The following is a 13,572-nucleotide window of genomic DNA, read 5'->3' on the forward strand; positions in this document are numbered from 1 at the left end:
ACCCCCTCAGTACAGTCGCCTCGTGTTCAGAACGACCCTCGCCGGACTGCGTGCACACAAGGTAAGGCTTGTGCTGACCGCCGTCGCCGTCATGATCGGTGTCGGTTTTCTCGCCGGCACGCTGGTCTATGGCGACACCGCGCGGGCGGCGTTCTACGACGATCTTGCCCGAGCCGCCCGCAACGTGGACGCGTCGGCCGGGCCGGAGCGGGTGCCGTTCGGCGACCGGACCTCCGGGTTCGCCGAGCCGGCGCGGCGGCTCGACCTGGCCGACCTCGATGCGGTGCGCGCGGTGCCGGGCGTCGCCCGCGCGGACGGGCGGATGGCCGAGCGGCTGTCGATGCTCGACGGTCAGGGGCGGCTGATCGCCAACTTCGGGCGGGCCGGCTGGGCGGTGTCGACCCCCGGCGACCCGGGACTGTCGATGTTCGACGTGTCCGCCGGCCGGCTGCCGCAGCGCGCCGGCGAGGTCGCGGTCGACGCCACCACGCTGGAGGAGTCCGGCTTCCGGGTCGGCGGCCCGGTCTCGGTGATCGGGCCGGGCGGCCGCCCGGTGGCGCTGACCCTGGTCGGCGCGTTCGACCTGGGCGCCAACAAGCGGTTCGCCGGGCTGAGCGTGGCCGCGCTCACCCCCGACGACATGCGCACGATCGCCGGCGCGACCGGCTATGCGGAGATCGTCGCCGCAGCCGCGCCCGGCGTGTCCGAGCGCGACCTCGCCGACCGGGTGCAGCGGCGGCTCGGCGCCGAGGCATTTGTGCTCAGCGGCGACCGGCTGCGCGAGGCGTATGCGGTGGCGGCGGCGAAGTACGTCGACGGGTTCCTGACCGTGCTGTTCGCGTTCGGCCTGGTCGCGCTGGCCGTCTCGGTGTTCGTGATCGCCAACACGTTCGCGATCCTGGTCGCGCAGCGGGTCCGGGAGCTGGCGCTGCTGCGCTGCGTGGGCGCGTCGCGTGGGCAGCTGTTCGGCTCGGTCGTGCTCGAGGCGCTCGTTGTCGGCCTCGTCGCCTCGCTCGGCGGCCTGCTGGCCAGCGCCGCCGTCGGCTGGGCGCTGCTCGTCGGGCGCGACGCGCTCGGCCACGCGGTGCGCATCGACCGGCTCGTCGTCGCGCCGTCGACGGTCGTGATCGGCCTGGTCGCGGGCACCGTCTGCACCGTCGTGGCGGCCCTGCTGCCGGCGCTGGCCGCGAGCCGGGTGCCGCCCATGGCGGCGCTGTCCGCGGCGCCCCTGGAGGCCGCCGTGCCCGGCCACCGGCGGCTCCGCCTGGGCGCGGCCTGGGTGCTGGCCGCCGGCGGGGCGCTGCTCGTGCTCGCCGGCACCGCCGCGCCGGGGTTCCTCGGGGTGCCGATCGTGTTCCTCGGCGCCATCGGGCTGTTCGCCGCCGCGGTGGCGGCCGGCCCGTTCGTCATCGGCCGGCTCACCGCCTGGGCGGGCTGGCTGCCGGCCCGGCTGTTCGGCGCGCCCGCGCGGCTCGCCGTGGCCGGGGCGCGGCGCAACCCGAAGCGGGTCGCGGCCACCACCGGCGCGCTCGCCGTCGGACTGGCGTTGATGAGCCTGTTCGCGGTGCTGCTGGCCACCACCCGCGTGCAGGCCGAGCGCGAGCTCGACGAGAACTTCGCCGTCGACTACGTGATCACCGGCGGGTTCGTGGCCGGCACGCAGGCCCCGGCGGTGCCGGACGCGGTGCTCGACGCGCTGCGCGGGCGGCCCGAGTTCGCCGCCGTGGCCGGGGCGCGCACCCGCGGCGCGCAGGTCGCGGGCCGGCGCGCCGAGGTCTGGGCGATGGAGCCGGGCGCCCTGGCCACCGTCCTGCGCCCGGAGGTCATGTCCGGCTCGGTCGCCGCCTTCGGCCCGGGCGAGGCCGCGCTCAAGCGCCCGTTCGCCGCGGCCCTGGGCGCGGGGGTCGGCTCCCGGGTCACCCTGCGCCCGCGCGCGCCGTCGGCCTCGCCGGTGACGCTGCAAGTGGTCGCCCTCTACGACGACGCGCCCACCGCGGGCGAGGTCCTGCTCGACTGGTCCGACTACGCCGCCGCGTTCGGCCCTGCCGGCCCGGACTCGGTGCTGGTCAAGGCCGCCGAGGGGGTGCCGGCGGAAACCTCCCGCGCGGCGGTCGACGCCGCGGTGCGCCAGGAGCCCCGCCTGCAGGTCTCCAGCCAGGCCGAGTGGCGGGCGAAGGTCACCGAGAGCCTCGACCGGCAGCTCCTCGTCTTCTCGGCCCTGCTCGGCATGTCGATCGTCATCGCCCTGACCGGCATCGCCAACACCCTGGCCCTGTCCGTCCTGGAGCGCACCCGCGAGTCGGCCCTGCTGCGCGCCCTCGGCCTGTCCCGCGCCCAGCTGCGCGCCACCCTGGTCCTGGAGGCCGTGCTCATGTCGGCCGTCGGCGCCGTGGCGGGGATCGCGCTGGGCGTCCTCGCGGGGGTGGCGGCGGCCGTCGGGCTCATCCGGCAATACGGCCACGGCCATCCCGTCGTTCCGTTCGGTCAGCTCGCCCTGTATGCGGCGCTGGCCGCCTGCGCGGCCGCGGTCGCGGCGCTCCCACCGGCCCGCCGCGCGACCCGCACCGCCCTGGCAGCCGCGATGTCCCCCGACTAACGCCTCCCCCGGCCCCGGTCGTGCCGGGCCTGCGCGCCGGGCCTGCGCCGGGCCTGCGCGCGGCGGTCGTGCCGGGCCTGCGCGCGGCGGTCGTGCCGGGCCTGCGCGCGGCGGTCGTGCCGGGCCTGCGTGCCGGGCCTGCGTGCCGTGGTCGCGCCGGGCCTGCGTGCGGCGGTCGCGCCGGGCCTGCGCCGGGCCTGTGCGCGGCGGCCGTGCCGGGCCTGCGTGCCGTGGTCGTGCCCGGCCTGTGTGCGGCGGTCGTGCCGGGCCTGCGCCGGGCCTGCGCCGGGCCTGCGCCGGGCCTGCGCCGGGCCTGCGCGCGGCGGTCGTGCCGGGCCTGCGTGCCCCGGTCGTGCCCGGCCTGTGTGCGGCGGTCGTCCGCTTGGCCAGCGGCCGCTGTGATCCGCCCGTCCCCGTACCCCGCATCGGCCGGCGCACCCGGGAACGGGCACCGCCGGCCGCCGGCGGGCATGGCGGTCCACGTGGTGCTCGGCGTGCGCGTCCCGGCGCGCTGGGCGGGCGCGGTCGGCGATCACGTCTCACATGCTGGGCGCTGGCGGCCGCGGCCACGGCGCAGCGACCGGAAGTCTCCGCGATCATGCTGTACCCGACGCCGACACCAAGGTTTTTCATGATCACGGAGTGCTGATGTACCCCCGTGTACCGAAAGTCTCCGGGATCATGGCAAACCCGTAGTACGTCCACCGCGCACATCATGATCACGGAGACATACGTCCGCCCCGCCCTCCGCAGATCGGATGGTATGCCCGGCGGGTGCGACATCCGCACCGTGTGATCCACGCCCCAGGACGGGACGCGTGCGGAATCTTTGTGATCGGGCTGGACCGCGCCATCACGGTCAGGCCGGGCTATTCGGCCTGGTCCGTGCCATTTGCGCTGTTTGTCATGATCTGGGCGAGCCGACCCGGCGGCCTTCCGCGCCGGCCCTCCGCCGCGCTTCGCGCGAGACCGTGCCGACCCGGCGGCCCTCCGCGCGAGCCGGGACGCTCCGGCGGCGGTCGCCATGTCGCCGGCCTGAGATCTGCCACGGGGGCTTTCGCGGGAGGCTTTCCGCGGTGTCAGTGCGTCCTGGCTGCGTGCCACAGGTCGCGGATCGTGTCCGATACGCACGGTTCGCGAGGGCGGCCGCAGGTGCACAGGTGATCGTCCGGAGGCTCTTGCCTGCGGTGTGTGACCTTTTCCGCAGCGCGGGCCGTGACGGCGGCGGAGAGCCGCCGGGCGGGCTCCACGATGACCGATTTATCCGACATATCACCCCACCCCTGGGCTCCAGAATGAGCCGCTGGGTGACACTTTTCACCGTCAAAGCTAACCTACTCCCCAGTAACATCTGGGAGGCGAGCCTGTTGCAGGACGGGGCGAGCCGTAACGTGGGGCGCATGTCGCGAGCGAAGGCGCGGCGACTGTCAAGCAGGAGGACCTCGGACCACGATGAAGATCGTCGTACTCGTCAAGCAGGTGCCGGACTCCGGCGCGGATCGCAACCTGCGCAGTGACGACAACACCGTCGACCGCGCGTCGGCGAACAATGTGATCAACGAGATGGACGAGTACGCCATCGAGGAGGCCCTGCGCCTCCAGGAGGCGCACGGCGGCGAGGTCGTCGTCCTGACCGTCGGCCCGGAGCGTGCGACCGAGTCGATCCGCAAGGCGCTGTCCATGGGGCCGGACTCGGCCGTCCACGTCCTCGACGAGGCGCTGCACGGCTCGTGCGCGGTCGCCACGTCGAAGGTGCTCGCCGCCGCCATCGCCGGGCAGAACGCCGACCTGGTCGTCTGCGGCGCCGAGTCGACCGACGGCCGCGTGCAGGTCATGCCGCACATGATTGCCGAGCGGCTGGGCATCGCCGCGCTGACCGGCGCCCGGAAGGTCACCGTCGAGGGCTCGCAGCTCACGATCGAGCGGCAGACCGACGAGGGCTACGAGGTCGTCACCGCCGCCACGCCCGCGCTGGTGAGCGTCTGGGACACGATCAACGACCCGCGGTACCCCTCGTTCAAAGGCATCATGGCGGCCAAGAAGAAGCCGCTGCAGACGCTCTCGCTGGCGGACCTCGGCATCGCCACGGGTGAGGTCGGGTTCGACGGCGCGACCAGCGCCGTCGTCGAGCACCACAAGCGGCCGCCGCGCCAGGCGGGCAACAAGGTCGAAGCGGGCGACGACGGCGGCGTGAAGCTCGTCGAGTACCTCGCCTCCGAGAAGTTCGTGTAGGGGGAGCGCACACCATGGCTGAAGTTCTGGTCGTCGTCGAGGCCTCCTCGCAGGGCGTGGTCAAGAAGGTCACGCTCGAGATGCTCACCCTGGCCCGCACGCTGGGCTCGGACGTCTCCGCCGTCGTGCTCGGCGGCTCCCCGGACGGGCTGACCGACAAGCTCGGCGAATACGGCGCGTCGAAGATCTACGCCGCCACCGGCGCCGACCTCGACGAGTACCTGGTCGCGCCGAAGGCCACGGTCCTGGCCGACCTGGTCCGGCGCGTCTCGCCGGCCGCGGTCCTGCTCGCCTCCACGCAGGAGGGCAAGGAGATCGCCGCCCGCGTCGCGGTCAAGCTCGACAACGGCGTGCTGACGGACGTGGTCGCGGTCGAGCCCGACGGTACCGCCACGCAGATGGTTTTCGCCGGCTCGACGATCGTCAAGTCGAAGGTCACCAAGGGCGTGCCGATCGTGACGGTGCGCCCCAACTCGCTCACCCCCGCGCCCGCGCCGGCCACCCCGTCGGTCGAAACCCTCGAGGTCGCCGTAGAGGACCGCGACAAGCTCGCCAAGGTCGTGGAGCGCAAGGTCGAGGCCAAGGGCGCCCGCCCCGAGCTCGCCGAGGCCTCGGTGGTCGTCTCCGGCGGCCGCGGCGTGGGCAGCGCCGACAACTTCAAGCTGGTCGAGGAGCTCGCCGACCTGCTCGGCGGCGCGGTCGGCGCCTCCCGCGCGGCCGTCGACTCCGGCTTCTACCCGCACCAGTTCCAGGTCGGCCAGACCGGCAAGACGGTGTCCCCGCAGCTGTACGTCGCGCTCGGCATCTCCGGCGCCATCCAGCACCGCGCCGGCATGCAGACGTCGAAGACGATCGTCGCGGTCAACAAGGACCCCGAGGCGCCGATCTTCGAACTGGCCGACTTCGGCATCGTCGGCGACCTGTTCAAGGTCGTGCCCCAGGCCGCCGAGGAGATCCGCAAGCGCAAGTAGCCGCGTCCTTTCGCCGCGGCTCTCGGGCTGCGGCTTTGCGAATGGCGCCCGCCGGCGGTCCGACGGGCGCCTTCGTTGTTTCCGATGTGGTACCCCCTGAGCCGCCAACTACGGCAGCCGGCCCCGCAGCACGCTGCGCCCCGAGTGCGTGGCATCACCGTCGTGCGCCTCCGCCGAGATGTCGACGATGCTGTATCGCGACAGGTCCAGCGACGCCGGCACGATCACCGACAGGTCCGGCCCCTTGCCCAGCACGCCGAGCGCCTCCGCGCGCGCGGCCGGCCCGCTCCCGTCGAGCAGCCACGCCTCGTAGTCCGCGCCCCGCTGGACCGCCAGGCCCTCGGCGTGCATGACGAGCCGCCGTTCCCCGTTGACGCTGCGCAGACACGCGTACCCGCCCGCCCCGCGCGGCGCCCCCGGCATCGCCTCCAGCCGCGCCCGCGCGTCCTGCCCCCGGCACACGGTCCCACCTGCGCCGCCGTCGCCCCCGCGCCGCACCAGCACGGCGATCTCGGCGGCGGCGACCGCGGCCAGCACGGCGGCAGCGGCCGCGAACGCGACGGTGCCACGCCATCCGCCCCTACGCCGCGCCCCGCTTACGCGGACCGGCGGTAGGCCTCCGGCGCGGCCAAGGAGGCGGCGCCGTGGGCGCCCCCGCTCGGTCGCCTCCTCGCCCCGCGCGGAGGTTCCAGCTTGGGGCGCGTCGTCCCGCGCAATACCGTGCGCCTCCTGTCGCGTCCGGGCGTCGCTTCCACCGAGCTCAAGCCGCGCGGTCGCGTGCGGCTCGTCCGGCCCCGTTGCCCTCGTGCCGGCTTCCCTGGCCGCGGTCGCGGGCGGTGCCATGGTCGCGGTCGCCGGCGGAGGCGGCATCGCGGGCCCAGTCGCGTGCGGTGCCGTAGGCGCGGTCGCGTGCGGTGCTGGGGACGCGGGTGGTGCCGTGGGCGCGGACGGTGTCGTGGGTGCGGGGGCGGGCGGTGCTGCGGTCGCGGGCGGTGCGGTGAGGCCGGGGTGGGCGGGTGGCGGGTCGGAGTGCAGGCTCATCGACGGCGGGGACTGAGCGCGCCCGGAGGCGGTGAGCTCCGCGCGGATGCGTTGCCACACGCGCTCCGGGGGCGGTGGGAGTTCCCGCAGGCGCTGCGTCTCGCGGCCGAGCCGGGCGACGTCGCGCAGCGAGGTCAGGTCGGCGCGGCACTGGTCGCAGGCCTGCAGATGGGAGCTTTCGCGCGCGTCGCGCGGCTCCTCACCGAGTGCCAGGAGTACGAGCCGCTCGGGCTCCAAATGCGGCACTGTCCACCTCCCATCGGCGGCGCAGGCGGGCCATTCCGCGCTGCAGGTGGCTCTTCACGGTGGCCGGCGGCAGGCCGGTGAGTGCGGCGATCCGCGGGCGGGTCAGGTCGTCGTAGAACGCCAGCTCCAGCACGCGCCGCTGCTCGCCCGGGAGCCGGGCCAGCTCGTCGGCCAGGATCAGCCGATCGACGATGCGGTCAGCGGGCGCCTCGGGCACCGCGTCGTGCCGGGCGCCGACCGGCGGGCGGAGCGGGGCCGCACCAGGTGCCATGTCGTGCCCAGCGGCGGCCGGCATGTGGTCGGGGGACGCGCTGGATGGCGCGCCGGGCTCGGCGCCGGCCGGCGGGCGGACCGGCGACACGCCCGGTGGCGTGGCGGGCTCGGTAGCGGTCGGCGGGCGGATGGTGGCCGGGCCGGGTGGTGGGTCGGGCTCGGCGCCGGCCGGTGGGTGGATCGGCGACGTGCGCGGTGGCGTGGCGGTCGGCGGGCGGATGGCGGCCGCGCCGCGAGGTGGGTCGGGCTCGGCGTCGATCGATGGGTGGGCCGGCGCCGCGCGTGGTGGCGTGGCGGGCTCGGTGGCAGGTGGCGGAGGGACCTGGTCGGCGGTGCGGTCGTCAGGCGAAGGCGCGGGCGCGGGCGCGTGGAGCGGCGCTGCGATCTTGGCCTGGGCGATGGCCAGCAGCCATCCGAATAGTGAGCCGCGGGCCGGGTCGAGGGTCGCGCGGTCCAGCCAGGCGGCGGTGAAGGTGGCCCGGGTGGCGTTCTCGGCGTCGGCGGTACTGGCGGTGCCCCGCACGGCCAGGTGGAACACCGCGGGGCCGAAGCGCTCGTAGGCCAGGCGCAGGGCGCGTTCGTCCCCGGCGCGGAACGGCTCGATGAAGCCGTCGTCGCCGTCGGGGGCGGTCGGGTGCCCGGTGTTCACCGGCGCTGCCCGGCCGGGTGCCGCGGTCGCCACCATCGCACGAGTACGTCCTGAAGCCGCTCGGTCGGTTCTTGACCAAGCATTCGGGGGGCGGCCGGCGCGCGGATGCGTGACACCGGGATTTCCCCACGGCGGCGTCACCCGCGATCCGCGGAGTGCTTCTTTCGGATCGTGCGCAACAATGTTCGAGCGAGTATCGGCTCACTGTCGGTGACCGGGCCGGCGTGACGTGGCGTAAGGACCGCAGGCCGACCTCGGCCTTCCGGGATCGGGGTGCCGTGCGCGGGTGGGCGGCCGGTCACAGCCGGTGTCGCCGCCGGAGCCCTGCGCCGGGAGTGCGCGGGAGCGGTGAAGATCGCCGCACCACCGGAGGGGTAGTAAGGAGCGCTCGGCCGTTAGGCTTGGGCCCGATGCCGTACCTCGATCACGCCGCCACCACGCCGATGCTCCCGGAGGCGCTCGACGCCTACGTCGCCACCGCGCGCGAAGTCGGCAATGCTTCGTCGCTGCACGCCCCCGGCCGCCAGGCGCGCCGGCGGGTGGAGGAATCGCGTGAGCGGATCGCCGCCGCGCTGGTGGCCCGCCCGTCGGAGGTGATCTTCACCGGGGGCGGCACCGAGAGCGACAACCTGGCGGTCAAGGGGCTGTTCTGGGCGCGCCGGTCCGCCGTGGCGGGCCGCAACCGGGTCGTCGCGAGCTCCGTGGAGCACCACGCCGTGCTCGACTCCGTCGCCTGGCTGGAGCGGCACGAGGGCGCCGACGTCACCTGGCTGCCGGTCGACGAAGCCGGGCGGGTGCGCCCGGACGACCTCGCCGCGGCGCTGGCGGGCGGCGACGTCGCGGTCGCCACCGTCATGTGGGCGAACAACGAGGTCGGCACCGTCCAGCCGGTCGCCGAGCTGGCGGCCCTGGCCGTCCGCGCGGGCGTGCCGTTCCACACCGACGCGGTGCAGGCCGTCGGCCAGGTCCCGGTCGACTTCGCGGCCAGCGGCGCGGCCGCGCTGACGGTGAGCGGCCACAAGCTGGGCGGCCCGATCGGCGCGGGCGCGCTGCTGCTGGGCCGCGAGGTGGACTGCACGCCGCTGGCGCACGGCGGCGGCCAGGAGCGCGACGTGCGCTCGGGCACGCTCGACGTCCCGGCCATCGTCGCCTTCTCGGTGGCGCTCGAGCTGTCGGTGAAGACGCAGCGCGAGTCCGCCGAGCGGATCGGCCGGCTCCGCGACGCCCTGGTCGAGCGCGTCCGCGCGGCCGTGCCCGACGCCATCCTCAACGGCGACCCCGTCGATCGCCTCGCCGGCAACGCCCACTTCTCGTTCCCCGGCTGCGAGGGCGACGCGCTGCTGCTGCTCCTCGACGCCCAGGACATCGCGTGCTCGACCGGCTCGGCGTGCTCGGCGGGCGTGGCGCAGCCCTCGCACGTGCTGCTGGCGATGGGCGCCGACGACGCGCGGGCGCGCTCGTCGCTGCGCTTCACGCTCGGCCACACCTCGGCCATGGCGGACGTCGACGCGCTGGTCGCCGCGCTGCCGCCGGCGGTCGAGCGCGCCCACCGCGCGGCCACCAAGAACCGCTGAGAGCCGGGTGACCATAATCGGAGTGAGCCGGTCGGCGGGCTCGATTCGGGTGGCATACAGGTGGGTGACGCGGCCGGGTGAAATGGTGTGTGAGATTTCAGCAATGGTACCGAATGCGGTCGGCCGTCGGGTTGAATCCGTCCGAGTGAATCGGGCATCGTTCCGCAACAATATTGCCTGGTAGAGCATCCGGCGATTTGGTTACGGCCGTTCTCTGACGGTTTTCGTGCGGCTTAAGACGGCGGATGCATCTATCTTTGCGCGGTGTCTGTCGAAACCCCTTTTGTGGATGACGCCACCGACATCATCGCCGTTGTCGACCAGCCGTCGCCGGTATTTGTCGACGTGTCGGGTCGTCGGAGAAAGCGAATCAGAATTATTTTCGCCGCACTCGGTAGCGCGACGCTCGTCTACGGTGCGCTGGTGGCCACGAGCCTGGCCGGCGGGCCGCTGCAGCCGCAGCAGTTGCTGCCGTTCCCGGATCTGGTGAACAACCTGCCGGTGCTCGAGCCGCAGCCCGCGGGCACGCCGCAGCCCGGTGCCAAGAACACGCCGGTGGCGCACAAGACGCCGGTCACCTCTGCCAAGAAGATCACCACCGCCGGACCGGCGCCCACGCGCAGCGGCGCCGCGCCCGCGCCCGCGGGCACCACCGGGGCGCCCGGCGTGCCCGGGCCCGGGGCGACCGCGACGACCGCGCCGCCGCCCGCGGAGGCGACGAGCACGCCGGCCGCGCCCGACCCGTCCGTCTCGCCGACGCACAGCCCGGCGCCGACCGCCGGGCCGACCGCGACCCCGGCGCCGACCCCGACGGCCACGCCGCGGCCGGGCCAGACGGAGGGCGCGACCGATAGGGCGCTGCCCGGGATCGGCGCGACCCCGACGGCGGCGCCGACCCGCTCCGCGGACACGGTCCCAGTCAAGGAGACCTCGACCGCGCTGCCCGACGTGACGCTGGCGGCCTCGCCGACGACCGGCGCCGCCGCGGGCACCGAGCACGGAACCGACGGCATCGTGCCCTCGCCCGGGGCGTCCGCGAGCGTGGGCCCGGCGTGAGCCCTCGCAAGCAGGTCGCGAAGCAACGGTTCTCGATCACCCGCCTGGTCTTCGGCGTCGTACTGCTGAGCATGCTGATCGGCGTGCTGTTCGTCGAGGCGTACGTCAACGCCGAGTTCCACCCGGACAACACCGAGAGCGTGGGCCAGCAGGCGCACGTGCCCCAGCAGGTGATCGACGGCGGGCCGATCATCGACACCCGCAACGGGGCGGTGCGCTCGTACAAGCTGCCCGACAAGACGATCGCGCTCACCTTCGACGACGGGCCCGACCCCGAGTGGACGCCGCGCATCATGGACGTCCTGCGCCGGCACAACGTCAACGCGACGTTCTTCGTCGTCGGCACCCAGGTCACCCGGCACGCCGACATCGTGGCCGAGCTCGCGCGCGGGGGCGACGAGATCGGCATCCACAGCTTCACGCACCCGCGCCTGGACGAGCTCTCGCAGTGGCAGCGTGAGCTGGAGTACTCCCAGACGCAGCTCGCCGTGGTCCGCGCGACCGGGCGCAAGTCGGCGCTGCTGCGCCTGCCGTACTCCTCCAGCGCCAACGCCATCGACGACGCGAACTGGCCGCTGATCCAGGAGGCCGGGAAGCTCGGCTACCTGTCGATCATGACGGACACGGACAGCCGCGACTGGAGCAAGCCGGGCGTGGACGCGATCGTGCGCGGCGCCACCCCCGAGGGCACCAGCGGCTCGATCGTGCTCATGCACGACGCGGGTGGCGACCGCGCGCAGACCGTCGAGGCGCTGGACCGCTTCATCCCGCTGATGCAAAAGCGGGGGTACGCCTTCACGACCGTCTCCGCCGGCCTGGCAAAGGCCCTCGCCGGCCAGAGCGTCTCGGTGGAGGCGCCGGCGAACGCCGCCGACAAGCGCCGCGCCATGGCGCTCGTCACCGCCGTCTCCGTCGCCGACTGGATCATGGAACTGCTGCGGGTGCTGTTCCTGCTCGTCGGGATCCTCACGATCGGGCGCACGGTCGCGCTGTTCCTGCTCGCCGGCCGGCACGCGCGGAAGCGCCGCGCGAAGACCTGGTCGTGGGGCCCGCCGGTCACGGATCCGGTGTCCGTCGTGGTGCCCGCCTACAACGAGAAGGAGGGCATCGAGGCCGCGGTGCGCTCCCTCGCGGGCGGCGACCATCCCGGCGGCATCGAGGTCGTGGTCGTCGACGACGGCTCCACCGACGGCACGGCCGCGCTCGTCGAGGCGATGCAGCTGCCCAACGTCCGGGTCGTGCGCATTCCCAACGGCGGCAAGCCCAACGCGCTCAACGTCGGCGTGGCGATGGCCCGCCACAACATCATCGTCATGGTCGACGGCGACACCGTGTTCGAGCCGGAGTCGGTGCGCCACCTCGTCCAGCCCTTCGCCGACCCGTCGGTCGGCGCGGTCGCGGGCAACGTCAAGGTCGGCAACCGGGGCTCGATCGTCGCGCGGTGGCAGCACATCGAGTACGTCATCGGCTTCAACCTCGACCGGCGCCTCTACGACCTGCTGCAGGTGATGCCGACCATCCCGGGCGCCATCGGTGCGTTCCGCCGCCAGGCGCTGCGCGACATCGGCGGGATCAGCCACGACACGCTGGCCGAGGACACCGACGCGACGATGGCGCTGTGCCGCAGCGGCTGGCGGGTGGTCTACGAGGAGCGCGCCCGCGCGTGGACAGAGGCGCCGAGCACCCTGAAGCAGTTGTGGCTGCAGCGGTACCGCTGGAGCTACGGCACGATGCAGGCGATGTGGAAGCACCGGCAGTCGCTGGTCGACACCGGCCCGTCCGGGCGCTTCGGGCGCGTGGGGCTGCCGTTCATCGCGTTCTTCGGCATCGCGCTACCGCTGCTCGCCCCGCTGATCGACATCCTGCTCGTCTACGGCCTGTTCTTCTCCAGCTGGAAGATCACGACGGGGGCCTGGCTGGCGATGCTCGGCCTGCAGCTGGTGACCGCGATCGTGGCGTTCCGGCTGGACAAGGAGCGGCTGCGGCCCCTGTGGGTGCTGCCGTTGCAGCAGTTCGTGTACCGCCAGCTGATGTACATCGTGCTCATCCAGTCGCTGGGCACGGCGCTGACCGGCGCTCGGCTGCGCTGGCACAAGCTGCACCGGGCGGGCTCCGCCGGCGCCAGCGCGCCGATCGCCCCGGACCCGGCTCCCGCGCAGTCCACGCCCACGCCTGCGCCCGCGCCCGCACGGCACGGCTGGGACGGCGCCGCCTCCGCGCGGCACGGCTGGGACAACGCCGCGTCCGCGCGAGAGGGCTGGGACGGTGCCGCCTCCGCCTGGGATGAGTGGGATAGTGCCGCGTCCGGGCGGGGTGAGCGGGACGGTGCCGCGGCCGTGCGGGGTGAGTGGCGTGGTCCTGAGTCCAGGCGGGACGACCGGGACGGTGCCGCGGCCGCGCAAGGAGAGTGGCATGGTCCCGCATCCGGGCGGGGCGACTGGGGCGAAGCCGCGCCCGTGCGGGGTGAGTGGCGTGGCCCCGCGTCCGGGCGGGACGACTGGGGCGAAGCCGCGCCCGCGCCGGGCGAGTGGCGCGGTTCCGCGTCCGGGCCGGCTGAGCGGGACGGTGCCGCGGCCGGGCGGGGCGAGTGGGACGGTGCCGCGGCCGGGCGGGGCGAGTGGGACGGTGCCGCGGCCGGGCGGGGCGAGTGGGACGGTGCCGCGGCCGGGCCGGCTGCGTGGGACGGTGCCGCCGCCGGGCGGGGCGAGTGGGACGGTGCCGCGGCCGGGCGGAGTGAGTGGCGCGGTTCCGCGTCCGGGCCGGATGAGTGGGACGGCGCGGGGTCCGCGCGGTCGCGGGGGGTGGCCCAGGTGCCGCAGGCGTCCGCGCCCGAGCGCCGGGTCTCCGAGCACACCGCGGTGCTGTACGGCGCCGCGCACTCGCGCCTGCTGCGGTCGCGCGCCGCCGAGTCGGAACGGGAAGGGGACTGAGTGC

At 74.5% G+C, this 13,572-nt stretch carries 7 protein-coding genes and 2 pseudogenes; 6 read left to right on the top strand and 3 right to left on the bottom strand.

Annotated elements, in window-relative coordinates:
• The first annotated feature begins 22 nt into the window (after positions 1-22).
• The 3 genes from ACQPXD_RS06955 to ACQPXD_RS06965 all read left to right on the top strand — a co-directional run bounded on the left by ACQPXD_RS06955 (position 23) and on the right by ACQPXD_RS06965 (position 5,799).
• Positions 23-2,596 carry an ABC transporter permease gene (locus ACQPXD_RS06955; protein ID WP_432835950.1) on the top strand — a complete coding sequence of 858 codons (2,574 nt, stop codon included), beginning with the start codon at positions 23-25 and terminating at the stop codon, positions 2,594-2,596.
• A 1,452-nt stretch (positions 2,597-4,048) separates the two neighbouring features.
• On the top strand, positions 4,049-4,828 hold the full coding sequence (locus tag ACQPXD_RS06960) for an electron transfer flavoprotein subunit beta/FixA family protein (protein WP_432835951.1): 780 nt from the start codon (positions 4,049-4,051) through the stop codon (positions 4,826-4,828).
• Positions 4,829-4,842: 14 nt separating this feature from the next.
• Positions 4,843-5,799 (top strand): electron transfer flavoprotein subunit alpha/FixB family protein, encoded by a 957-nt coding sequence (locus ACQPXD_RS06965; RefSeq protein ID WP_432835952.1) that lies wholly within the window; start codon positions 4,843-4,845, stop codon positions 5,797-5,799.
• A 108-nt stretch (positions 5,800-5,907) separates the two neighbouring features.
• Here ACQPXD_RS06965 and ACQPXD_RS06970 read toward each other — a convergent pair whose 3' ends face one another.
• The 3 genes and pseudogenes from ACQPXD_RS06970 to ACQPXD_RS06980 all read right to left on the bottom strand — a co-directional run.
• The gene (locus ACQPXD_RS06970) at positions 5,908-6,336 is read right to left on the bottom strand and encodes an anti-sigma factor (protein ID WP_432835953.1); all 429 of its coding nucleotides are present in this window, start codon (positions 6,334-6,336) and stop codon (positions 5,908-5,910) included.
• A gap of 703 nt (positions 6,337-7,039) precedes the next feature.
• A pseudogene (locus tag ACQPXD_RS06975) lies at positions 7,040-7,297 on the bottom strand (RNA polymerase sigma factor); the annotation flags it as partial.
• Between the two features lie 507 nt (positions 7,298-7,804).
• A pseudogene (locus ACQPXD_RS06980) lies at positions 7,805-8,044 on the bottom strand (RNA polymerase sigma factor); the annotation flags it as partial.
• Positions 8,045-8,418: 374 nt separating this feature from the next.
• On the opposite strand from ACQPXD_RS06980, the gene ACQPXD_RS06985 reads away from it, so the two are divergent.
• The 3 genes from ACQPXD_RS06985 to ACQPXD_RS06995 all read left to right on the top strand — a co-directional run bounded on the left by ACQPXD_RS06985 (position 8,419) and on the right by ACQPXD_RS06995 (position 13,568).
• Positions 8,419-9,582, top strand: a complete 1,164-nt coding sequence (locus ACQPXD_RS06985; RefSeq protein ID WP_432835954.1) for a cysteine desulfurase family protein — start codon at positions 8,419-8,421, stop codon at positions 9,580-9,582.
• A 423-nt stretch (positions 9,583-10,005) separates the two neighbouring features.
• Entirely contained in the window at positions 10,006-10,638 is a 633-nt protein-coding gene (locus tag ACQPXD_RS06990) for a hypothetical protein (RefSeq protein WP_432835956.1), read from the top strand.
• On the top strand, positions 10,635-13,568 hold the full coding sequence (locus ACQPXD_RS06995) for a glycosyltransferase (RefSeq protein ID WP_432835958.1): 2,934 nt from the start codon (positions 10,635-10,637) through the stop codon (positions 13,566-13,568). The genes ACQPXD_RS06990 and ACQPXD_RS06995 overlap by 4 nt, the downstream gene beginning before the upstream one ends.
• Positions 13,569-13,572 lie beyond the last annotated feature (4 nt).

This window comes from Dactylosporangium sp. CA-092794, assembly GCF_050948465.1.
Classification (GTDB): domain Bacteria; phylum Actinomycetota; class Actinomycetes; order Mycobacteriales; family Micromonosporaceae; genus Dactylosporangium.

Excerpts from the sequence above, each read along its gene's own strand:
- ACQPXD_RS06985 (WP_432835954.1), top strand. The coding sequence starts at position 8,419 with ATGCCGTACCTCGATCACGCCGCCACCACGCCGATGCTCCCGGAGGCG.
- ACQPXD_RS06960 (WP_432835951.1), top strand. The coding sequence starts at position 4,049 with ATGAAGATCGTCGTACTCGTCAAGCAGGTGCCGGACTCCGGCGCGGAT.
- ACQPXD_RS06965 (WP_432835952.1), top strand. The coding sequence starts at position 4,843 with ATGGCTGAAGTTCTGGTCGTCGTCGAGGCCTCCTCGCAGGGCGTGGTC.